Source organism: Aeromonas taiwanensis, assembly GCF_000820165.1.
In the GTDB taxonomy this organism is placed as follows: domain Bacteria; phylum Pseudomonadota; class Gammaproteobacteria; order Enterobacterales; family Aeromonadaceae; genus Aeromonas; species Aeromonas taiwanensis.
The window spans coordinates 1-20,375 of sequence record NZ_CDDD01000085.1; the positions used below are offsets into that span (position 1 = coordinate 1).

The 20,375-nt window shown below is 65.0% G+C and carries 21 protein-coding genes, 1 tRNA gene, 1 pseudogene and 1 other annotated feature; of the genes and pseudogenes, 10 read left to right on the forward strand and 13 right to left on the reverse strand.

The features are described from left to right. Positions 1-26: 26 nt before the first annotated feature. The 9 genes and pseudogenes from BN1136_RS14630 to BN1136_RS14670 form a co-directional block, all read right to left on the reverse strand. Positions 27-281 (reverse strand): annotated as a pseudogene (locus BN1136_RS14630) (SDR family NAD(P)-dependent oxidoreductase); the annotation flags it as partial. Further along, positions 278-712: a nuclear transport factor 2 family protein gene (locus BN1136_RS14635; RefSeq protein WP_043808782.1), complete on the reverse strand. Its 435-nt coding sequence runs from the start codon at positions 710-712 to the stop codon at positions 278-280. The gene BN1136_RS14635 and the pseudogene BN1136_RS14630, both read right to left, overlap by 4 nt. Position 713: 1 nt before the next feature. Then, entirely contained in the window at positions 714-2,138 is a 1,425-nt protein-coding gene (phrB, locus tag BN1136_RS14640) for a deoxyribodipyrimidine photo-lyase (RefSeq protein ID WP_043758527.1), read from the reverse strand. Next, positions 2,135-3,022 (reverse strand): MerR family transcriptional regulator, encoded by an 888-nt coding sequence (locus tag BN1136_RS14645; protein ID WP_043758525.1) that lies wholly within the window; start codon positions 3,020-3,022, stop codon positions 2,135-2,137. Before BN1136_RS14645 ends, phrB begins: the two co-directional genes overlap by 4 nt. Positions 3,023-3,162: 140 nt before the next feature. Continuing rightward, entirely contained in the window at positions 3,163-4,107 is a 945-nt protein-coding gene (locus BN1136_RS14650) for a YbgA family protein (protein WP_043758523.1), read from the reverse strand. Positions 4,108-4,280: 173 nt separating this feature from the next. After that, entirely contained in the window at positions 4,281-4,910 is a 630-nt protein-coding gene (locus BN1136_RS14655) for an outer membrane beta-barrel protein (RefSeq protein ID WP_043758521.1), read from the reverse strand. Positions 4,911-5,088: 178 nt separating this feature from the next. Beyond that, entirely contained in the window at positions 5,089-5,643 is a 555-nt protein-coding gene (locus tag BN1136_RS14660) for a DUF3157 family protein (protein WP_043758519.1), read from the reverse strand. A gap of 95 nt (positions 5,644-5,738) precedes the next feature. Further along, entirely contained in the window at positions 5,739-6,569 is an 831-nt protein-coding gene (locus tag BN1136_RS14665) for an adenine nucleotide alpha-hydrolase family protein (RefSeq protein WP_043758516.1), read from the reverse strand. A 143-nt stretch (positions 6,570-6,712) separates the two neighbouring features. Continuing rightward, positions 6,713-7,312 carry an HAD family hydrolase gene (locus BN1136_RS14670; protein ID WP_043758514.1) on the reverse strand — a complete coding sequence of 200 codons (600 nt, stop codon included), beginning with the start codon at positions 7,310-7,312 and terminating at the stop codon, positions 6,713-6,715. 163 nt (positions 7,313-7,475) lie between these two features. After that, positions 7,476-7,609 (forward strand) — a sequence feature (Phe leader region). Between the two features lie 38 nt (positions 7,610-7,647). On the opposite strand from BN1136_RS14670, the gene pheA reads away from it, so the two are divergent. Beyond that, positions 7,648-8,820, forward strand: a complete 1,173-nt coding sequence (pheA, locus tag BN1136_RS14675) for a prephenate dehydratase (RefSeq protein ID WP_043758512.1) — start codon at positions 7,648-7,650, stop codon at positions 8,818-8,820. Between the two features lie 108 nt (positions 8,821-8,928). On the opposite strand, the gene BN1136_RS14680 is transcribed toward pheA, so the two are convergent. Together BN1136_RS14680 and BN1136_RS14685 are read right to left on the reverse strand one after the other, a co-directional pair. Further along, positions 8,929-9,354: an LPP20 family lipoprotein gene (locus tag BN1136_RS14680; protein ID WP_043758509.1), complete on the reverse strand. Its 426-nt coding sequence runs from the start codon at positions 9,352-9,354 to the stop codon at positions 8,929-8,931. A 13-nt stretch (positions 9,355-9,367) separates the two neighbouring features. Next, entirely contained in the window at positions 9,368-9,988 is a 621-nt protein-coding gene (locus BN1136_RS14685) for a FlgO family outer membrane protein (protein ID WP_043758507.1), read from the reverse strand. 263 nt (positions 9,989-10,251) lie between these two features. Here BN1136_RS14685 and BN1136_RS14690 point away from each other — a divergent pair, with 263 nt between their 5' ends. From BN1136_RS14690 to ppk2, 3 genes are all read left to right on the forward strand, one after another. Then, positions 10,252-11,403, forward strand: coding sequence for a flagellar assembly protein FlgT (locus BN1136_RS14690; RefSeq protein ID WP_043758504.1), 1,152 nt, complete (start codon positions 10,252-10,254; stop codon positions 11,401-11,403). A 50-nt stretch (positions 11,404-11,453) separates the two neighbouring features. Continuing rightward, positions 11,454-11,530 (forward strand) — tRNA-Arg (locus tag BN1136_RS14695). Between the two features lie 289 nt (positions 11,531-11,819). Next, complete coding sequence (ppk2, locus tag BN1136_RS14700) at positions 11,820-12,644, forward strand: polyphosphate kinase 2 (RefSeq protein ID WP_043758503.1); 825 nt, start codon at positions 11,820-11,822, stop codon at positions 12,642-12,644. Here the strand turns inward: ppk2 and BN1136_RS14705 are convergent. Then, positions 12,641-14,305: a SulP family inorganic anion transporter gene (locus BN1136_RS14705; RefSeq protein WP_043758500.1), complete on the reverse strand. Its 1,665-nt coding sequence runs from the start codon at positions 14,303-14,305 to the stop codon at positions 12,641-12,643. The genes ppk2 and BN1136_RS14705 overlap by 4 nt on opposite strands. Positions 14,306-14,493: 188 nt before the next feature. Between BN1136_RS14705 and BN1136_RS14710 the strand changes: the two genes are divergently transcribed. Next, complete coding sequence (locus BN1136_RS14710; RefSeq protein WP_043808785.1) at positions 14,494-15,555, forward strand: PQQ-dependent sugar dehydrogenase; 1,062 nt, start codon at positions 14,494-14,496, stop codon at positions 15,553-15,555. Positions 15,556-15,571: 16 nt separating this feature from the next. After that, on the forward strand, positions 15,572-15,727 hold the full coding sequence (locus BN1136_RS19965; protein WP_081843622.1) for an entericidin A/B family lipoprotein: 156 nt from the start codon (positions 15,572-15,574) through the stop codon (positions 15,725-15,727). 43 nt (positions 15,728-15,770) lie between these two features. Here the strand turns inward: BN1136_RS19965 and BN1136_RS14715 are convergent, their stop codons facing one another. Next, on the reverse strand, positions 15,771-16,559 hold the full coding sequence (locus tag BN1136_RS14715; RefSeq protein ID WP_043758499.1) for a DeoR/GlpR family DNA-binding transcription regulator: 789 nt from the start codon (positions 16,557-16,559) through the stop codon (positions 15,771-15,773). A gap of 255 nt (positions 16,560-16,814) precedes the next feature. Here BN1136_RS14715 and ltnD point away from each other — a divergent pair, with 255 nt between their 5' ends. From ltnD to otnI, 4 genes are read left to right on the forward strand one after another with little or no spacing between them, the layout of a single operon-like run. Next, a complete protein-coding gene (ltnD, locus tag BN1136_RS14720; protein WP_043758497.1) occupies positions 16,815-17,723 on the forward strand; it encodes an L-threonate dehydrogenase in 909 nt (302 codons plus the stop codon). Continuing rightward, positions 17,720-18,970: a 3-oxo-tetronate kinase gene (gene otnK / locus BN1136_RS14725; protein ID WP_043758495.1), complete on the forward strand. Its 1,251-nt coding sequence runs from the start codon at positions 17,720-17,722 to the stop codon at positions 18,968-18,970. The genes ltnD and otnK overlap by 4 nt, the downstream gene beginning before the upstream one ends. After that, complete coding sequence (otnC, locus tag BN1136_RS14730) at positions 18,963-19,595, forward strand: 3-oxo-tetronate 4-phosphate decarboxylase (RefSeq protein ID WP_043758491.1); 633 nt, start codon at positions 18,963-18,965, stop codon at positions 19,593-19,595. The genes otnK and otnC overlap by 8 nt, the downstream gene beginning before the upstream one ends. Next, entirely contained in the window at positions 19,592-20,365 is a 774-nt protein-coding gene (otnI, locus tag BN1136_RS14735; protein WP_043758489.1) for a 2-oxo-tetronate isomerase, read from the forward strand. The genes otnC and otnI overlap by 4 nt, the downstream gene beginning before the upstream one ends. Positions 20,366-20,375: the final 10 nt, after the last annotated feature.

Sequence of the window (20,375 nt, forward strand, 5' to 3'; positions counted from 1 at the left end):
GGTCGTCGGCGGCGTCAGATGGGTAAAAGAGACAGGTATTCGCAGTTGCCCGCATTGAGGATCAGCAGGTCAAGGGGGGGCAGGCTGGCGGCGATCCCCGTCATGGCCACGCTGTCGCGGGCATCGAACCCCAGGGGCGTGACCCCCTCGTCGGCCAGTGCCTGCAGGCGCGCCTCGTCCCGGCCGCAGCCCCACACCTGCCAGCCAGCGCGCCGGTAATCCAGCGCCAGCTGGCGGCCGATACCGGAAGTGGCACCGGTGATCAGCACCCGGCCGCTCATGATCCCAGCCTCCCCTTGAGGGTGCGCACCACGGGGCCCAGCAGCGGCAACTGTTCATAGAGCATGGCGCCGAGATCGAAATAGTCCCGGTGCAGGCACACCTTGCCCTCCTCGTCGAACTCGAGGCGGGNNGGGGTGGCCCCCTCCACCGTCACCGGGGCGCCGCCGCGCAGCCTGGGGTGGGAGAAGGTCATGGTCCAGCCGAGCCAGGCCTGCCGCCCCTGCTGCAGCTGGCTGGTGATGACGAAACGGCAGTAGGCGAGGCGCCGATAGAGGGCGGAAAAATAGTCGGTGAGCGCCGCCAGCCCCTCGATGCGGTGGGCGGGATCGGTAAAGAGCACCTCGCTTGCATAGACCTCGGGCAAGCGGTGCAGCTCGTCTCTGTCCAGCTGCTGATAGAGGGCGACAAAGCGGGCCAGCGGCTCATCCATGCTAGTTTCTCTCCAGTTCGCGAAACATCTCGATGGCCCTCACCCGTGCAACGACATGATCCACCATGGGGGCCGGATAATCCTGCCGCCCCTTGAGCCGCAGCCAGTCGTGGGGCTGGTGCACATAAGCCGGGGGGATTTCGGCAAGTTCAGTTACCCAGGTACGGATAAACTCCCCTTGTGGATCAAATCGTTGCCCCTGGGTGGTGGGGTTGAAGACCCTGAAATAGGGCGCCGCATCGGCCCCGGTCCCCGCCGCCCACTGCCAGCCGCCGTTGTTGGCCGCCAGATCCCCGTCGATGAGCCGGCTCATGAAATAGTCCTCCCCGAGTCGCCAGTGGATATGCAGATCCTTGGTGAGGAAGCTCGCCACTATCATCCGCAGCCGGTTGTGCATCCAGCCGGTGGCGTTGAGGCAGCGCATGGCCGCATCGACGATGGGGTAGCCGGTACGCCCCTCGCACCAGGCGGCGAAGGCATCCGGATCCCAGCTCCAGGGCAGGGCCGATGTCTCCGGTTTGAAGGGGCGATTCATGGAGAGGCTCGGGATCCGCACCAGCAGGTGGCGGTAGAACTCGCGCCAGATGAGCTCGTTGAGCCAGACAAAGCCGGGCTGGGCCTTCGACTGGGGCCGGTAACCGAGGCGCTGCTGCAGCGCCCCCACGCATTGGCGCGCACTGATGATGCCGGCCGCCAGATAGGGGGAGAGTACGGACGTGCCCGCCATGGCGGGGAAATCCCGGGTCTCGCCATAATCGAGCACCGCCTGATCCAGAAAAGCGTGCAACCGGCGGATCGCCTCTGACTCTCCCACCGGCCAGCGGGGGTCTGCCGTCAGCTCGCCAAGGGCAGCATCAACGAAGCCCCGCTCGGCCAGCGGCTGCCACACCAGCGGCTCGCCGCGGGGTGCGGGGGCACGGTGAATGACGAAGCCATCCTCCTCGAGGGCCTTGAGCCAGGCGCGGCTAAAGGGGGTAAAGACCTTGAACATCTCCCCCGACCCGGTCAGCACCCGCCCAGGCGGCAGCACGCAGCAGCCGTTGAACCAGTGGCTGGTCATGCCCTGCTCCGCCAGCGCGGCGGTGACGGCCTGGTCGCGGCGCAGCTCGTCAATCTCGATGGCCTGGTTGGCATAAAGCTCGCTCACTTCGAGTTCGCGACAAAGATCTGCCAGCGCCGCCGGCACCTCGGCAAAGGTCTCGACCCGCAGCAGATGCAGCGGGATGCCGAGGGCCGCCAGCTCGCGGCCCAGCACATCCACCTGCGCCAGCAGGAAGCGCTGGCGGACCGGGGCCAGCTTGTGCTGCCGCCACTGGGTGGGGGAGAGGATAAAGAGCGCGGCGACCGGCTCATCACTGGCGCAGGCATGCCGCAGCGCCGGGTTGTCGGCCAGACGCAAGTCGTTGCGAAACCAGACCAGCCTCATGATGGTTTTCTCCCGCCCTTGCTCTTCGTCTTGGCCGTGCGATGGGTCGCACTGGCCTCGGCCAGGGTGGCGTGCCAGTGCCGGGCACGCAGCCACTCCTCGTCGTAGAGGCGTCCCAGCTCGCCAAAGAAGCGGGTGCCGGCAGGCCACCCGGCGGCCAGATCCTGCTTGCCGAGCCCGGCTCCCAGCAGTATCAGCCAGGGGGGAGTGGCGCGTCCTTCCAGCAGAGCGACATGGCGCGGCTCTACCGCCCCCAGCAGTTGCACCTCATAACCCTGGCTGATGAGCTCATAAGCGGCCCAGACCAGATCGAGCGGCCCCACCTGCCCCCAGCTCGCCAGGGTAACCGGTACGCCCTTCTCCTGCTCGATGAGGTGGCGGGCGAAGCGGGTATGAAGCCAGCCCAGCCACACCTGCTGCAGCAGCTCGCCATCGGGCCGCTCGCGCCACAGCCCCAGCAGCCGCTCCACCAGAGGTTGCAGCACCCGGCTGCGCACCAGCTCGAAGGGGTAGCTCGCCAGCAGGTCGTTCAGTGCGGCCTCCGCCTTGCGCTGGTTGAAGGCGAGCAGCACCTGACTGAACTGCTCCAGGGTCTGCTGCCAGTGATCGCTCACCGGCGCACTCTGGGGTTCGCTCAGGAGCCCCTTCACCTGGCCGATGCTCACCCCCCGCTCCAGCCAGCTCAGGATCTCGCCGATCTGGCGAATGTCCTGCTCGCTGTAGAGGCGGTGGCCCTTCTCGGTGCGGGCCGGTTGCACCAGCCCGTAGCGGCGCTGCCAGGCACGCAGGGTGACGGCATTGACGCCGGTTAGGCGGGAGACCTCGCGAATGGGGTAGATCCCCTCCTCCGGCGAAGGAGAAGCGGCGTGTGGTAAATCAGACATAACGGCATCCAGCAAAGGTTGAGGGAGAGGCCCCGGCCATTCGCCGGGGCCTGCACAGGATATTCAGAGCCCGTAGCGCAGCTTCAGCGTGTCGGGATGAAGGTCGAGGTAGGCCTGATCGGCCAAATCCAGCCACACCTTCACAGTCCGTAACGCAATTTCAGCGTGTCGGGATGAGGATTGAGGTACACCTGCTCCGAGAGGTAGGGATTCGGGTATTCCCGCAGGTAGTGGCGGATCAGGGTGAGGGGCACCAGCAGCGGGAAGAGCCCGGTGCGGTATTTGTCGATCGCCTCGCACAGCTCCTGCTTCTGGGCCGGGGTCAGCACCCGCTTGAAGTAGCCTTGCAGGTGCATCAGCACATTGGTGTGGCTACGACGGTTGGCGCGAAGGGTCAGCGCCGCCATCAGTCCCTTGATGTAGCTGTCGGCTACCTCCTGCAGGTCTGCCTTGGCCAGGTTGCCGAGCAGCTTGCCGAGTGCCCGGTAGTGGGTGGTGGCGTGGGAGAGCACCAGGTACTTGTAGCGGGAGTGGAAGCGGATCAGGGCTGAGGCGGTGATCCCCCTGGCACAGAGCTGCTGCCAGTCGTGATAGGCGAAGACCCGCAGCACGAAGTTCTCCCGCAGTATGGGGTCACACAGGCGACCGTCCTCCTCCACCGGCAGCAAGGGGTTGGCTTCCATCAGCGCCTTGGCAAAGAGGCCGACCCCCTCCTTGGCGCTCCCCTCGTTGTTGGCGCCATAGATGCGCACCCGCTCCATGCCGCAGCTGGGAGATTTGGCGCAGAGGATGTAACCGGAGAGAAAGTCGAGCTGGCGCGCCTTCTGCTCGCTGAAGGCGATGAGCCGGTCGGTGACGTCAAAGCTGCCGTTGCTCGCCTCGGCACGGATCTCGCCCTGGCGCTTCACCAGCCGGATGGCGGCGCGGGGCGCGCCGAGGCCGATGGCCATCTCGGGGCAGACGGGGTGATAGTCGAAATGTGAGCCGAGATCCCGCTCACAGAAGCTGGAACGTTTGTGACCCCCATCGAAGCGCACCTCCTGACCGAGCAGACAGGCGCTGATACCGACCTTAATCTTGTACATGATGACACCCCTTGTATAATCCTTGCTTTCGTTATAGCAGTTATACAAAAAAATGAAAGTTGTATAACTATTGCGGACAGATACGGCGTATGCGTGAAGGGTGGATCACCGGCAAACAAAAATGCCCATGACCGGGGTCATGGGCAAATAGGAAGACACTACAGGATGGAAGATCAGAAGCTGTATTTCACACCCAGGCTGGAGATGGAGCCTTTTTGCAGATCCCAGTTGCGGTAGGTGTAATCGGCGGTGAGGGCCAGGTTCTGGGTCAGCTTGTAGGCCGCACCCGCCTTGAAGTCGTGCATGTCGTCGGTCATGTTGGCGTAGCGGTAGCCGGTGGAGAGCTCCACCGCGCCGATGTCGTAGCGCAGACCCACTTCGCCGTACAGGCTGCCGCTTTGCTTGCGGGTCAGGGTATCCCAGCCGGAGTGGTTCACGTCGGAGGCCAGCTCGCGCTCCATGCTGTAACCCATCAGACCGGTTTCACCGTAGAGGTTCAGGCCGGTACTGAGGGGAGTGAAGACCCCGACCCCCAGGTTGGAGATGGCCATGCTGTCGTTGCCGCTGCTGCGGGAGGTGTATTCGGTGCCGACCCGGCCATAGACGTTGGAGCCGAAGCTCTTGGAGAGATCCACGCTCAGGCCGCCGAAGTCGCGGTTGTCGCCATCCTTGCCGCCGATGTAGTCAGACTTGGTGTGCGCCCAGGTGGCTGAGCCCTTGGCGTAGCTGAAGGCATCCTGTGCCATGACGGTGGTGGAAGAGAGACCGGCCAGAACCAGAACAGACAGTGCGATCTTTTGCATTTCGTTGACTCCATGTGTTGAGTTAGGCGGACCTAACTGGAATGGGGTCATTGTGACGGGCAAACGGGGAGGCGCCGAGCGGCAAGCTGTTGCCAAACCATGGCAGATGTAAGCGGATGTTGCAGGCCGTTAACGGCGCAACAATCGGCGGGGGAGCGCAGCCTCCCCCGCCACCCTGTCAGCGGAATTCCACCTCGTCGATCTGCACCCGCACCAGCGGCTTGCCGGTGAGGCCGGCAGGGCGGGCCAGCTCGATGGCACGGGACGGGCGTGCCTCCCCCTTGCGCAGATAGGACTCGGGCAACCGGTTCTCCCCGACCCAGAAACGCGCCGGCTGGGTCGAGAGTTGCACCCCCTCGGCGCTGAACAGGGTCAGGGTGCCGTTCACCCGCACCACGTTGCGGCTGCCGCTGTTGCTCACCAGGAACTGCAGGCTCAGCGGATCGTCCCCCGCCACCTGGTCGAGCTTCACCGTGATACCGTCCCGGGTCGCCTGGGAGAGCAGGTCGGGATGGGCCAGGGCCTGGTCCGTCAGCACGGGAGCCGCCACGCTCGCCGTCACCACCTTGCCGGTGCTCGCCGCAGCGGGCTTGACCAGCAGGTATTCCCAGGTGAAGTCGTCATTGAGCTGCACCTGGCGGCCGTCGGGCAGGGTGATCTGGTGCAGGGGGGCGGCCTCGGCCAGCAGGGGACAGAGGCAGAGGGCGACCAGCAATCTGGAGAGGGGTTTCATGGGCAGAGACTCGGTAAGGGATGCGAAAGGAGGAGTATAAAGAGTCGGGCCCCCCTTGCCTATGACCCAACTCACGTTGTGCCTCCTGCGCGGGCTCAGAGGATCAGGGATTGGGGATCCTCGCTCGCGGCGAGATCCAGGGTCACCAGGTCGAAATGGACGCTCTTGAGCGCCTTCTGGATCGTCGGCTGAAGGTCGAACACCAGGGCGCGCAGGCGCTGGGGCACCCTTATCCTCGCCAGGGTGGTAACCCTGTCCGCCAGGGTGTGGAAGAAGACCTGTGTCCCCTCCAGCCCCATGTCGAACAGCATCTGCTCGGCCATGTCGACCATGTGCAGGTGGCGTCTGTCCAGGCTCGATACGTCGGAGAAGCGCCAGCTCAGGCAGGCCTCCCCTCCCGTGCCCCAGAGCGCCAGCTGCCGCTTGTGGAAACCGTAGCGAAAATCCCGGTTTGTCATGCCCTGCTCGGCAAAGATCCAGAGCGTGTTCGCTGGCAGACTGCGAAAGCGCCGCAGATACTCCCGCATCTCTTCGACGGAGGCCGACAACAGGATCGGCGGGCCACCGTCCTGCCCGAGACGTCGGCACAGATAGCGCACCGGATCCGTCACCTCGGCGAGGTGGCCTAGGTGCACGCTGAAGATCATCTCGTCTGTCTTGATCACCTGATGAGGGATGCCGTAGTGCTGGCAGTAACGCCTGGCCCTTGCCACCGACTTGCGGCTGAGGGTGGGGTTGTCCAGGGTCACGGCACGAACGCGGACCCCGCTGGCTCGACACAGATCCATGCCATAGCAGGATTCCAGGCGGCCGGAGAAGCAGACAAGTAGTTCGCCATATCCTGCCAGGGTATCGATGAGCCTCTGTTCCCTGGCCTGAAAGTGCTGATCGTATCCCCGATTCAGCGCGACTACGTTGGCATCCATCACAACCACTCCGGATGATAAACAGGATGTCATTTTGCGCGCACCAAGCTGAATATACCCTTAAATGGCATGGTTATATTGTATGTTATTTGCTCTAAAGACGAATTTTGCTCATTTTATTCGCCGCAACGGCAGCGCATCCCTCACGCCGGCAGCAGCCCCTGCCCGACCAGGTGGTCACGGCACCGGGCCGGGTCGGTGAAGACCAGTCCCCGCAGGCCGAGGGCCTCGGCCGCCGCCACGTTGGCCGGGCTGTCGTCGATAAAGAGGCAATCGGACGGAACAAGGTCGAACGACACCAGCAGGTAGCGATAGATGTCGGGTTCCGGCTTCATCATGCGCACCCGGGCCGACACCACCTTGCCGCTGAAGAAGCGCCAGAAGTCCTGGTGCTGCTCCAGCCAGTCGATGCTGGCGTGGCCCATGTTGGAGAGGGCGTAGAGGACATGGCCGGCACTGTGCAGCTCCTCGATGAGCCGCACCATGGCGGGATCCGGCAGCAGGGAGGCCGGCACCGCCTGCAGGATGGCGAGGTTGTCCGCCGCGCTCAGGCCGGTGCGCTCCTCGGCCCGGCGCGCCATGGTGTGCAGGGAGAGGGTGCCGCGGTCCACCTCCAGCCAGTCAGGGTGGTTGAACAACCGCTCCGCCAGCGCCGCCGCCCCCTCGGGGCCCCTCACCGCACTCACTATGCCGACCGGATCCCAGCTCACCACCACCCGACCCAGATCGAAGATAATCGCCATCGTCTCGCCTCCCTCGTCTTGCCCGACAAAATGGGGTCTCAATGGCACTCATCACCCCTCGAACCCCGACCATCTACCCTGCACGGTTCAACGCGCCCGGGCAAGTTTTACTTGCATCACATCGTCAAATCCCTTAATGGTTATGGCGTTACATTCAGGACACTCTCATGCACACACCATTCTTCTTTGTTTTCTCGTTTACCCGGCCCTCATGAGGGAAGGCCCGTCGTCACGTGAACCATTCGCGTAAACAGAAACCAAAGACGAATCGAGCCTCCCCAGCGGAGGCTTTTTTTTGCACAACACACAACAGAAGAATTGGATAGGGAACCACCATGGCAACGCTCGACGAGATCAGACACGACATCACCCAGTTGGATCAGGAGCTGCTCGCCCTGCTGGCCAAGCGCAAGACCCTCAGCATCGAGGTCGCCCGGGCCAAGCAGGCCAACCCCCGCCCCATCCGCGACACCCAGCGCGAGCAGGATCTGCTGGTCGCCCTGATCCAGAAGGGGCGCGCCCTCGGACTGGATGCCCAGTACATCACCCGCATCTACCACACCATCATCGAGGACTCCGTGCTCTCCCAGCAGGCCTACCTGCAGAGCCTGCTGAACCCCCAGCAGCAGGAGCCCATGACCAGCGTCGCCTACCTGGGCCCACGCGGTTCCTACTCCAGCCTGGCGGCCCGCAAGTACCTGGCCCGCTACAAGGATCAGGTAATCGAGGTGAACTGCCAGAACTTCCGCGAGGTGCTGGACACGGTGGAGTCTGGCCGCGCCGCCTTCGGGGTGCTGCCCATCGAGAACACCAGCTCGGGCTCCATCAACGAGGTGTATGACGTGATGCAGCACACCACTCTCTCCATCGTGGGTGAACTCACCTACCCCATCGAGCACTGCATCCTCACCGCCGTGCCCACCGAGCTGTCCCGCATCAAGACCTTCTACGCCCACCCCCAGGTGTTCCAGCAGTGCTCCCACTACCTGAGCAAGCTGGAAGGGGCGCGCCACGAGATCTGCGACTCCTCCTCCAGCGCCATGATGAAGGTGAAGGAGCTGGCAAGCCCGGAGGCTGCGGCCATCGGCAGCGCCGCCGGCGGCGAGCTCTATGGCCTCGACGTGCTGGCCGAGCAGCTCGCGAACCAGAAGGAGAACTACAGCCGCTTCATCGTGGTGGCGCGCAAGCCCATCGACGTGGCGCCCCAGATCCCGGCCAAGACCACCCTCATCATGTCCACCTCCCAGAAGCCGGGCTCCCTGGTGGAAGCGCTCCTGGTGCTGCGCAGCCACGAGATCAACATGACCAAGCTGGAATCCCGTCCGGTGCAGGGCAATCCCTGGGAAGAGATGTTCTACCTGGACGTCTCCGCCAACCTGCAAAATCCGGAGATGCAGGCCGCCCTGCTGGAGCTGACCAAGATCACCCGCTACATCAAGGTGCTGGGCTGCTACCCGAGCGAAGACGTCAAGCCGACCGCCGTACCGCCGGTGCTGATGGGCAGCTGACCCACCAAGGTTGGGCCGGCCTGGGTATCTGCCGGCCGATACCGCCAATGAAAAAGGCGACCCTCCGGGGTCGCCTTTTTGTCGTCCATTCGCCTCAACGCTTCGACGTCAGAACTGGCCCGCCATCAGCTGGTTCAGGTGATAGAGGTTGCGGGTATCGAGCTCCAGCTCGGTGGCATAGGTGTTGCCGCGGGGGTAGGTCGCCACCACGCGGGCGCCGCGCACCATGCCGGCCACCGACACGTCAAGGGAGTTGGAGGTCTGGGCCAAGTCCCGGTAGCTGCTCTGGCCGCGCACCTGCTGGCCGTTGAGCTGCTCGGCCAACTCCCGGTAGGCATCCATCTTGGAGGCACGAATGGCCTGCAGCATCTTCTCGGACTGGGAGGGACCGGGCTGGATGTCGATCACCGCATAGCCCACCGCCTTGAGCACGGGGAAGTCATCGGGCTTCTCGGCCACGTCGTAGTTCACGACCCGGTTGCCGCTGCACGCCGTCAGCAACATGGCCATCAGGCAACCCAACAAGATTTTCATCGCTGTTTACTCCTCAGGGGGTCAGGTTGACCAGATGGCCGGACGGGCTCTGCCCCCCCCGCATCAGGTAACCGCGGTTGATGGAAGCCCGGCCAAAGGAGTTGCTGGCGCCGGACAGATACTGTTTCGGGATCAGGCTCTGGGCCGTGGTCTCCACCATTCGGGTGCGCAGATCGATGATGCGGGCGTTGACCAGGATCCCCTGCTGGTTGCGGCTGAAGGTGCCGGTCAGGATGCGGGAGATGGGCAGACGGGACGAAAGATCCTTGTAGTTTCGGCTCATCACGAAGTCACCCTGGGGCGTCACCTGGATGTTGCCCGTGGTCTTGAAGTCCACCACCACCTCGCCGCGCCGGTTCAGCTCGTAGATGAAGCTCTCCTCGATCTGCTGACCCATCCAGTTGGTGTCCTTCAGGGTGTCGAGGTCGACGAAAGACGCGACCGCAATGGGCTCGGTCAGGGTAGTGAGGGACTTGCGCTCCATCAGCTGATCCGTCATGCGGGCCACCAGCCAGTTCAGCTCCATCCCCTTCGCCGCCTGGCGAGGATCCCCCTGATCCCGCTTGATGGGGTCGGTCGACCCGCAACCGGCCAATGCCAGCGCTATCGCCAGCACAGTGATAACTCTCTTCATGGATACCTTTCCTGCATCTGCACCTGACCTGTTATCGGTCGCAAACGCCAACACTTGAGACGGGAATGCACACAGGATCGCGCGAGGATCCGCCCAGTCCCCCTCCTGCCGCCCCAGGCCGGTGGGACGAAGAGGATCCCCGCATCCCAGGAACAAGGCATGGATCTTGCTTTTATTTGTCTGCCCGGTGCGCGTCGGGCTGTGTCCAGGATCCCCTGCCCGCCTCGTCGCGGCCCCGGGGCCATCTATTCAAGGTGTCCGTCATGAAAGTATCGCTGCTGTTAACCCTGCTGCTGGCCAGCCTGTCGGCCCGGGCCGAGCTTATCGAAGCCCAGGGCAGTGCCGCCATCCTGGGGGGTGACGAGGTCTATGCCCGCGAGCAGGCGACCCGGGATGCGCTGCGCCAGGCTCTGCTGGCCAGCGGGGCATCCGTCTCCAGCATCCAGCGCCTGGAAAATGGCAGCCTGCGCTCGGAGCAGATCCAGATCCGCTCCGGCGGCGACATCCGCCAATACCGCCTCAAGCGTGAAGAGGTGCGCAATGGCCGCATGTACATCACGCTGGTGGCCGACATCCAGGCCGAGCGCCAGATCTGCCAGACCCAGCACTACGCCAAGGATTTGACGCTGGTCCGCCTGCGTATGCGCTACCCGGATCAGGCGAGCACCGGCGCCCTGGACGACATGCCCGCCGATCTCTCCCGCCGCCTGTTCGAGACCCTGGCCGCCACGCCCCAGGTGGTCGCCCGACAGTGGCTCGACGAAAACCTGCGCATCGACCCCCTCCACCTGCAGCAGGGGGATCGCAGCGCCCTCGAGGAGATCAAGGCCCTGAGCCTGCGCACCGACAGCCAGTACCTGGTGCTTGGCAGCATCGACGATCTCTCCCTCGAGCCCCAGGGCAGCGCCCTGACCAGCTGGTACGAGGATCCCGTGCGCAATTTTCGCATGCAGCTCTACCTGTTTGACGGCATCAACGGCACCCTGCTCGGCCGCAAGGAGTACCAGGGGCGCGCCAACTGGACCTTCTCCAAGCGGGAGCAGGTCGGCAGCAGCGGCGGCCTGTTCTGGCAGTCGAGCTACGGCCAGGAGGTGAGCTACCAGCTGAAGGAGGCGGCCCAGGATATCGTCGCCGAACTCGCCTGCGCCCCCGTGACCGCCCGGATCGTAGCCCAGCATGAACGCGGCCCCCACATCAATCTGGGCCGTCGCAACGGCGTCAAGCTCGGCGACCAGTTCCGCGTCCAGCACAGCGCCGACTTCGTCGACCCCTACGGCAAGTCCCGGGTGATGCGCAATCCCGCCGACGGTCTGTTCGAGGTGGTCCAGGTGTTCGAGGATGGCGCCGTCATCAGCAGCCAGAACAAATATTCGCCGTTCAACGTCCAAATCGGTGATTTGGCCGTATTGGAATAGGAATCAAGGGTTTAAAAGCACAAGGCTTCTTGTATAATGCCCGCCACAAGGTTCCCGTAGCTCAGCAGGATAGAGCGGTCCCCTCCTAAGGGACAGGCCACTGGTTCGACTCCAGTCGGGAACGCCATACAAAACAAGGGGTTGGCATAGTCACTATGCCAACCCCTTGATCATTCTCGTCTCTTATCATCCGCCAGCCAGTCCCCTGTGGGTTTCAGATCCGCCCTCGCCTACTAATGGCATTCGAGGCAAGGCTTCCCCCCTTTCACGTTGAATCCCATGGCCCCCTGAACAACGCCCAACCTCTCCATTCCCGCGTCGCCTTTACTCCCGGCGAGCCGCCGCCGTCTACCCTTGAAGGGCGCCGTCCGGGATGACGGCCACTCTCTATCCGTTTGAGACACAAGAAGGACATCATGGGCAGCAAAAAAAAATCCAGGGCTGAACAGCCGGTTGTGACCGAGGCGCAGAAGCCCCTTGGCAACAAGGTATACGAGAAGGAGCTGCGCCGCCTGCACGAGGAGCTGGTGAAGCTGCAGCTGTGGGTGGTGCACAAGGGGCTCAAGGTCTGCATCGTGTTCGAGGGGCGCGACGGGGCCGGCAAGGGGGGCACCATCAAGGCGATCACCGAGCGGGTCAGCCCGCGGGTATTTCGGGTCGTCGCGCTGCCGGCCCCCACCGAGCGGGAGAAGAGCCAGCTCTACTTCCAGCGCTACATCCCCCATCTGCCGGCGGCGGGCGAGATCGTCATCTTCGATCGCAGCTGGTACAACCGGGCCGGCGTGGAGCGCGTCATGGGCTTTTGCAGCGAGGAGGCGAGCGACAAGTTTCTGGCAGGTGCCCCCATGGTGGAGAAGGCCCTGGTCGACTCGGGCATCATAGTGCTGAAGTACTGGCTGGAGGTGACCCCACAGGAGCAGGAGCGGCGACTGCGGGATCGCATCGACGACGGCCGCAAGATCTGGAAGCTCTCCCCCATGGACATCAAGTCCTTCGATCGCTGGGATGACTACACCCGGGCGCGGGATGCCATGTTCAACGCCACCGACACCGCCTGGGCCCCCTGGTTCGTGGCCCGCTCGGAGGACAAGAAGCGGGTACGCCTCAACATCATTTCCCACCTGCTGGCCCACATTCCCTACGAGACACTGCCGGTCGAGCCGGTCAAGCTGCCCAAGCGCAAGATTGGCAAGGTCAAGCCATCGGAACATCCGCTGCGCATCATTCCGGAGCGCTTCTAGGCAAGGGGGGCGGGCCCCGGCGCGCCCCTCATCTGTTGATACTGGCGGATGGCGGCCCTGGCATTGAACAGCATGCGGCTGTCCCCCATCCGGGCAGCCAGGCCGCTGCGGCGCACGTTTTCGAGCACCCCGGGATTGAGCCCGGCCAGCCAGAGGGTAACCCCCTTGGCGCTGGCCTGCCGCTCCCCTTCCTTCAGCACCATCAGGGCCGAATACTCCACGTCCAGCACCCGGCTCATGTCGAGCACCACCACTTCGGGCTGATGGGTCGCGATCAGTTCGCGCATCCTCGCCGCCACATGCTGCACATTGATGAAGAAGAGGCGCCCCTCCGGCCGCAGGATCAGCAGGCCCGGGACCGTCTCGTCCTCCGGGTGGCGCGCCGAGAGCGGGCGCAGCACATCCTCCCCGGGCTTGCGGCCAATCACATGGACAGGCGGATGCGCGGTCTGGCTCGCCAACCCCAGCAGGGAGGCCAGGATCGCCACCACTATGCCCTGCAGGGTACCGAACAGCAGCACCCCCAGGCAGGCGGTGACGGCCCAGCGAAATTCCATCATGCGGATCTGCCCTATCTTGCGAAATTCCAGCGGCTGGATGAGCCCCACCGAGTAGACGATGACCACCACCGCCAGGGTGGCGCTCGGCAGCCAGGAGAGCAGCGGGGCGAGGAAGATCATGGTCGCCAGCGCCATCCCGGCAGTGACGGCACTGGCCCACTGGCTGACGCCCCCGACTGAGCGCACCACGGCTGTCTGGGAAGTGCCGCCCCCCGCCGGCATGCTGCCGCAGAAGGCGCCCCCGAGATTCGCCAGCCCGGTGGCCACCAGCTCCCGATTCGGATTGATCTCGGGCTCCTCCTTGCCCACGAAGGCCCGCCCGGCGGCGATGGTCTCGGTGAAGCTCATCAGCGCGATCCCCGCCGCCCCCGGCAGCAACTGCATGACCAGGGCCGGCTCAGGCATCGTCAGGCCGGGTAGGCCGGTGGGGATGGCCCCGACGATGGCGACCCCCGCCTCGTTCAGGCCAAGGCCCCACACTAGGGCGATGCCGATCCCCACCCCCAGCAGGGGGGCGGGGGAGTGGGGAAAGCGCCACTCCATGAACACCAGCACCGCCAGGGTGGCGAGGGCCACCCCCAGGGTCAGCCAGGAGGTCTGGGGCAACGCCTGGCCAAGGTGATAGAGATCCAGGAAGAAGTTCTCCTTCTGGATGTGCACCCCGAACAGCTTGGGCAGCTGATCCAGGATGATCACCAGCCCGATGCCGCTCTTGAACCCCACCAGCACCGGCAGGGAGATGAAGTTCGCGATGAAGCCGAGCCGCAACGCGGCCGCCAGCATCAGCATGGCCCCCACCAGCAGGGTCAGGGTGGCCGTCACCGTCAGCAGCTGGTCGGGATCGCCGTCCGGCACCACCAGTGCGAGCTGGGTGGCGGTCAGGATAGCCAGGGTACTGGTGGAGCTGACGCTGAGCACCCGGGAGGAACCCAGCAGGGCGTAGATCACCATGGGTACGAACGCGGTGTAGAGGCCGATCGCTACCGGCAGCCCCGCCACGGTGGCATAGGCCATGGCTTTGGGCAGCACCACGGCCGCTGCGGTGACACCGGCCAGCAGATCGGACAGAAGACGCCCCGGCGCCGACGCAAGTGATGACATTTGAGCCCTCCATGAACCCGGGACCGTCCTGACGCGGCGAACCGGCCGGCCAGATCCCCGCGTTCGTCTTGATGACCTCCTGAAGTGTATGCAGGGCGTGATGCAATCGCTTGTTGCGCCTGACGTTTTGTCACTCCCTTCCCCTATACTTCAGCGACATTCAGGTCTGGCCGAGCGAGGAGGCCCCCATGTTGCGACTGCTTGTCCTGCTGCTGTTCTGCCTGGTGCTCCCGGTGCGGGCGCTGACCCTGACCACGGTGGCAGGGGATCTGCGCCACCCCTGGGGGCTCGCGCTTCTCCCCGATGGCGGTTACCTCATTAGCGAGCGCCCGGGCCGCCTGCTGCGCATCGACGCAGGCGGCAAGCGCCACATTGTCTCCGGCCTGCCGCCCCTCGCCGCCACGGGTCAGGGGGGGCTGCTCGATCTCGCCCTGGACGACGATGGCTGGGTGTATCTCAGCTACAGCGAACCGGGGGACGGGGGGGCAGGCACCGCAGTGGCCCGGGCCCGGCTGCAAAAGGACGCCCTCGTCGACTGGCAACTGCTGTTTCGCCAGCAGCCCAAGGTCGCCGGCGGCGCCCACTTCGGCTCCCGCCTGGTGCTGACGGAGGATGGCTATCTCTTTATCACCCTCGGCGATCGTTACACCGAGCGGGAGCGGGCCCAGACCCTCGACAACCACCTCGGCAAGACGGTACGCCTGCACAAGGATGGCCGGGTGCCCGCCGACAACCCCTTCGTCACGACACCGGGGGCCCTGCCGGAGATCTGGAGCCTGGGCCACCGCAACATGCAGGGGGCCACCCTGCGCCCGGGCAGCCAGCAGCTCTGGGCCCACGAGCACGGCCCCCAGGGCGGGGATGAAGTGAACCTCATCCTGCCCGGCCACAACTACGGCTGGCCCAAGGTGACCTTCGGCGAGGAGTATGGGGGCGGCAAGATTGGCGTGGGCCAGAGCGCACCCGGCCTGACGGCGCCGCGCTGGATCTGGGTGCCCTCCATCGCCCCCTCGGGCATGACCTTTTATCAGGGAACCCTGTTCAAGGGGTGGCAGGGGGACTTGCTGGTCGGCGCCCTGCGCGGCCAGGCCCTGTTGCGCCTGCGCCTGGACGGGGACACCATAGTGTCACAGGAGCGACTGTTGACCGATCTGGGGGAGCGGATCCGTACCGTCAAGGAGGGGCCTGACGGTGCCCTCTATCTGCTGACGGACTCAGGCAACGGGCGCCTGCTCAAACTGACCCCATAGCATGGGAGGAAGAGAAATGAACGCGCATCGAATGCTGCTGGTGCTCTGCGCCAGCCTCTGGCTGCTGGGCTGCAACACCATTCACGGGATGGGACGGGACATCGAGAAGGCGGGTGAGGTGATCCAGGGCTCCGCCAACCTGACGGACGAGCAAGACACCGGCCGGCACTGATCCCGCCCCTGGCGATCAGGGGTCGCCACGGCGACCCTGCCACTCACTCGCCGCTTGCCACCAGGCTGGCCAGCGGCGCCATGGTCACCCTGACCCCGTGCTGGGCCAGCACCTCGCGGGCACTCTGGGGCAGCTGCTCGTCGGTGATCACCTGATCGATCGCATCCCAGCCCACCACGTTGAAAGTCCCCACCTTGCCATATTTGGACGAATCGCAGATGAGGATGCGGCTCGCCGCCGACTCCACCACGGCCCGCTTCACCGGCACCTTCTGCTCGCTCGGGGTGGAGATCCCCTGCCCGTCCCAGGAGGAGGCGGACAGGAAGGCGATGTCCAGATGGAGGTTGCGCAGGAAGTGGGCGGTGGCCTCCCCGGCACAGGACTGGTTCTCGCGAATGACCTGGCCCCCGGTGTGATAGAGGCGGCAGCGGCCGTGCTCGATGAGGTAGGCGCACACCATGAAGTCGTTGGTCACTATCATCAGGTCTTCCCGCAGCGCCAGCTCCCGGGCCAGCTCCAGGGAGGTGGTGCCGGCATCCAGATAGACGGTGCTCCCCTCGCTCACCTGGGCAGCGGCGAGCCGGGCAATGGCCAGCTTGGCCCCCTGCATCAGGCTGCGCTTGGCGGCGTGGGAGGGCTCGCTCTTGATCCGCTGGGAGAGGCTGACGCCCCCCGAGACGGACAGAACCCGCCCCTGCTCCTCCAGCTTCTGGATGTCACGCCGGATGGTCATGTGGGAGACCTGCAGCCAGTCGGTCAGCTCCACTATGCTGACCACGCCGCGCTCGGCGAGCAGTTGCAGGATACGTTGCTGTCGCTCTACGGGAATCATCTTGCCTCGCAACTCGGGGAAGGGAGGCCCCATTCTACCCCAGTGAGATGGTAAAAAATGATAAATAACCTCGAATGGGCTCACAAATCACATTTATTCACATAAAAGGCATCATTTTTCGATTCAAAAGAATCTCAACTCGCAAAAATAACAAAAATTAACACAGATTAAGTTATTTTTTGTGACATACGCCTGATATTTCACCGCCACAAGCCTCTACTATCGGCTCATCAGTCGTTATCGAGGAATCACGAGATGAGCACTCCCTATCATGTTGCCGTCATCGGCCTGGGCGCCATGGGCATGGGCGCCGCCCGCTCCTGCCTGCGGGCCGGGCTCACCACCTACGGCATCGATCTCAATGCAGAGGCGCGCAACCAGCTGCAACAGGCCGGTGCCGCCGCCGTCATGGCCGATGCCCGCCCCCTGGCGGAGACGCTCGATGCGGTGTTGCTGCTGGTGGTCAACGCCGTTCAGGTGCGCCGCATCCTGCTCGGCGACGAGGGGCTGGCCCGTCACCTGAAGCCGGGCACCGCCATCATGGTCTCTTCCACCATAGCCGCCGAAGAGGCGAGCACCCTGGCCGCCGAGCTGGCGCAGATGGGGTTGCCGATGCTGGATGCGCCGGTCTCCGGCGGCGCCATCAAGGCCGATGCCGGCGAGATGACGGTGATGGCCGCAGGCTCAGACGCCGCCTTCGACAAGCTGGCCCCGGTGCTGGATGCGGTGGCCGGCAAGCTCTACCGGGTCGGCAGCGAGCCGGGCCAGGGCAGCACGGTCAAGATCATCCACCAGCTGCTGGCCGGGGTGCACATCGCGGTCGCGGCCGAAGCCATGGCCCTGGCCAGCCGGGCCGGCGTATCGCTGGATCTCATGTATGACGTGGTCACCCATGCCGCCGGCAACTCCTGGATGTTTGAAAACCGCATGCCCCGCGTGCTCGCCGGTGACTACCAGGCCCGCTCCGCGGTGGACATCTTCGTCAAGGATCTCACCCTGGTGGCCGACACCGCCAAGGCGCTGCGCTTCCCGCTGCCGCTCGCGAGCACGGCGCTGAACATGTTCCTCGGTGCCAGCAACGCGGGCCACGGTCTGGAAGATGACAGCGCCGTCATCAAGATCTTCTCAGGCATCACCCTGCCGGGTCAGGAGGAGCAAGCATGAAACTCGGAGTCATCGCAGACGACTTCACCGGCGCCACCGACATCGCCGGTTTCCTGGTGGAGAACGGCCTCTCCACCATCCAGTTTGCCGGCATCCCTGCTGAGGCGGATCTGACCGGGGTCGACGCCGTGGTGATCAGCCTCAAGAGCCGCTCCTGCCCGGCCGACGAGGCAGTGCGCGACTCCCTGGCGGCCCTCGACTGGCTCAAGGCCCGCGGCTGCCCCCGCATCTACCAGAAGTACTGCTCCACCTTCGACAGCACGGCGGCGGGCAACATCGGCCCCGTCACCGATGCCCTGCTGGCGGCGCTGGAGAGCAAGTTCACCCTGATCTGCCCGGCTCTGCCGGTCAACGGTCGCACCGTCTATCAGGGCAACCTCTTCGTCGGCACCCAGCCGCTGGCCGAGTCCGGCATGCGCCACCACCCCATCACCCCCATGACCGACAGCAACCTGCTGCGGCTGATGGAGGGGCAGGCCGAAGGTCGCGCCGGTCTGGTGCCGTTCGCCACCATAGCGCAGGGTGCCACTGCCATTGCCGACGCCTTCGAGCAACTGGCAAAGGCGGGCGTGCGCTACGCCGTGGTCGACACCCTGATCGAACAGCACCTGCTGGACATCGCCACCGCCGCCCTCGACATGCCTCTGGTGACCGGCGGCTCCGGCCTCGCCATCGGGCTCGCCCGCCGGCTTGGCAGCGGGGATCTGCAGGGTGCCCGTGAGGCGGGCTGGCCCAGAGGCACCCGCGCCGTGGTGCTGTCGGGCTCCTGCTCCGAGATGACCAACCGCCAGGTGGCCCGCTATCGCCAGCATGCTCCCGCCCTGGTACTGCAGGTGGAAGCCTGCCTCACCAACCCGGATTACCCGGCCGAGCTGGCCCGCTGGGTACAGGCCCAGCCGCGCACCCCGGCGCCGCTCGTCTACGCCACCACCAGCCCGGCGGAGCTGGCTCGCATTCAGGAGACCCACGGCCAGCAGGCGGCCAGCGACGCGGTGGAACACTGCTTTGCCCGTCTCGCCTGCCTGCTGCAGGAAGCCGGGGTGGATCGCTTCATCATCGCCGGTGGCGAGACCTCGAGCCGGGTCACCCAGGCCCTCGGCGTGAAGGCGTTCCACATAGGCCCGCAGATCGCCCCCGGTGTACCCTGGGTGCGGGCCATCGACGCCCCTCTGTCGCTGGCCCTCAAATCCGGCAATTTCGGGAGCGACGACTTCTTCGACAAGGCTCAGGAGTACTTCCATGACTGAACAGGCATTGCGCGACACCATGGTGATGCTGGGGGCCTCCCTCTTCCAGCGCGGTTATGCCACCGGGGGCGCCGGCAACCTCTCCGCCCTGCTGCCGGACGGCACCCTGATCGCCACCCCGACCGGCTCCTGCCTGGGACGTCTGAGCGCCGACAGGCTCTCCCACGTCAACCTGCAGGGGGAACACCTGGGGGGGGATCGCCCCTCCAAGGAGGTGGCCTTCCACCTCGCCATCTACCACAACAATCCGGACTGCCGGGCCGTGGTGCACCTGCACTGCACCCATCTGACCGCCCTCTCCTGTCTGGAAGGGCTGGATCCGGCCAACGTCATCCGCCCCTTCACTCCCTACTACGTGATGCGGGTCGGCCAGTTGCCGCTTATCCCCTACTACAAACCGGGGGATGCCCGCATCGCCGAGGAGCTGGGGCGCCGCGCCCCCGAAGGCAACGCCTTCCTGCTGGCCAACCACGGCCCCGTGGTGACGGGCAAGGATCTGGTGGATGCGGTCAACAACATGGAGGAGCTGGAGGAGACGGCGCGCCTGGCACTGATGCTCCATGGCCAGTCCATCCGCTACCTGAGCGAACCCGAAATTGATGAATTGAGGAGGATGAAACCATGAGCAAGTTTGCCGCCAATCTCACCATGCTGTTTACCGAGGTGCCTTTTCTGGAGCGCTTCGCCGCCGCCCGCGACGCAGGCTTCGAGGCGGTGGAGTTCCTCTTCCCCTACGAGTGGCCGGCCGCCGAGCTGGGTCGCCGCTTGCGCGAGCAGGGGCTCTCCCAGGCCCTATTCAACATGCCGCCGGGCAACTGGGGCGCGGGGGAGCGCGGCATGGCCGCCATCCCGGGGCGGGAAGCGGAGTTTCGCAGCCACCTGCCAACCGTCCGTGACTACGCCCTGGCGCTCGGCTGCACCAAGGTGCACGCCATGAGCGGCATCGTGGACCCGGCACATAGCCTCTCGGCCCACCGCCAGACCCTGATCGACAACATCCGCTTCGCCGCCGACTTCCTGGCCGAAGACGGCATCAAGGTACTGCTCGAGCCGCTCAACGATCGGGACGTGCCCGGCTACTTCCTGGCCCACCAGCTCGACGCCCTGGCCCTGGTGCAGGAGATAGACAGACCCAACGTGGGGGTGCAGCTCGACCTCTACCACGCCCAGATCATGGACGGGGATCTCACCCGTCTCATCGGCAAGCTGGGCCCGGCCATCGGCCATGTCCAGATCGCCTCCGTACCTGATCGCCACGAGCCGGACGAAGGGGAGATCGCCTACCCCCACCTGTTCAAGGTGCTGGCGCAGGCGGGCTACCACGACTGGATAGGCTGCGAATACAACCCCAGAGCCGGCACCCGGGAAGGGCTGGGCTGGCTGACACAACAATAACGACCCTGAA

Coding starts and splice junctions, on each gene's coding strand:
- ltnD (WP_043758497.1), top strand. CDS start 16,815: ATGAGCACTCCCTATCATGTTGCCGTCATCGGCCTGGGCGCCATGGGC.
- BN1136_RS14650 (WP_043758523.1), bottom strand. CDS start 4,107: ATGTACAAGATTAAGGTCGGTATCAGCGCCTGTCTGCTCGGTCAGGAG.
- BN1136_RS14690 (WP_043758504.1), top strand. CDS start 10,252: ATGAAAGTATCGCTGCTGTTAACCCTGCTGCTGGCCAGCCTGTCGGCC.
- BN1136_RS14655 (WP_043758521.1), bottom strand. CDS start 4,910: ATGCAAAAGATCGCACTGTCTGTTCTGGTTCTGGCCGGTCTCTCTTCC.
- BN1136_RS14660 (WP_043758519.1), bottom strand. CDS start 5,643: ATGAAACCCCTCTCCAGATTGCTGGTCGCCCTCTGCCTCTGTCCCCTG.
- BN1136_RS14680 (WP_043758509.1), bottom strand. CDS start 9,354: ATGAAAATCTTGTTGGGTTGCCTGATGGCCATGTTGCTGACGGCGTGC.
- BN1136_RS19965 (WP_081843622.1), top strand. CDS start 15,572: ATGAACGCGCATCGAATGCTGCTGGTGCTCTGCGCCAGCCTCTGGCTG.
- otnC (WP_043758491.1), top strand. CDS start 18,963: ATGACTGAACAGGCATTGCGCGACACCATGGTGATGCTGGGGGCCTCC.
- otnI (WP_043758489.1), top strand. CDS start 19,592: ATGAGCAAGTTTGCCGCCAATCTCACCATGCTGTTTACCGAGGTGCCT.
- otnK (WP_043758495.1), top strand. CDS start 17,720: ATGAAACTCGGAGTCATCGCAGACGACTTCACCGGCGCCACCGACATC.
- BN1136_RS14715 (WP_043758499.1), bottom strand. CDS start 16,559: ATGATTCCCGTAGAGCGACAGCAACGTATCCTGCAACTGCTCGCCGAG.
- BN1136_RS14665 (WP_043758516.1), bottom strand. CDS start 6,569: ATGGATGCCAACGTAGTCGCGCTGAATCGGGGATACGATCAGCACTTT.
- ppk2 (WP_043758503.1), top strand. CDS start 11,820: ATGGGCAGCAAAAAAAAATCCAGGGCTGAACAGCCGGTTGTGACCGAG.
- BN1136_RS14685 (WP_043758507.1), bottom strand. CDS start 9,988: ATGAAGAGAGTTATCACTGTGCTGGCGATAGCGCTGGCATTGGCCGGT.
- BN1136_RS14670 (WP_043758514.1), bottom strand. CDS start 7,312: ATGGCGATTATCTTCGATCTGGGTCGGGTGGTGGTGAGCTGGGATCCG.
- BN1136_RS14710 (WP_043808785.1), top strand. CDS start 14,494: ATGTTGCGACTGCTTGTCCTGCTGCTGTTCTGCCTGGTGCTCCCGGTG.
- BN1136_RS14645 (WP_043758525.1), bottom strand. CDS start 3,022: ATGTCTGATTTACCACACGCCGCTTCTCCTTCGCCGGAGGAGGGGATC.
- pheA (WP_043758512.1), top strand. CDS start 7,648: ATGGCAACGCTCGACGAGATCAGACACGACATCACCCAGTTGGATCAG.
- phrB (WP_043758527.1), bottom strand. CDS start 2,138: ATGAGGCTGGTCTGGTTTCGCAACGACTTGCGTCTGGCCGACAACCCG.
- BN1136_RS14705 (WP_043758500.1), bottom strand. CDS start 14,305: ATGTCATCACTTGCGTCGGCGCCGGGGCGTCTTCTGTCCGATCTGCTG.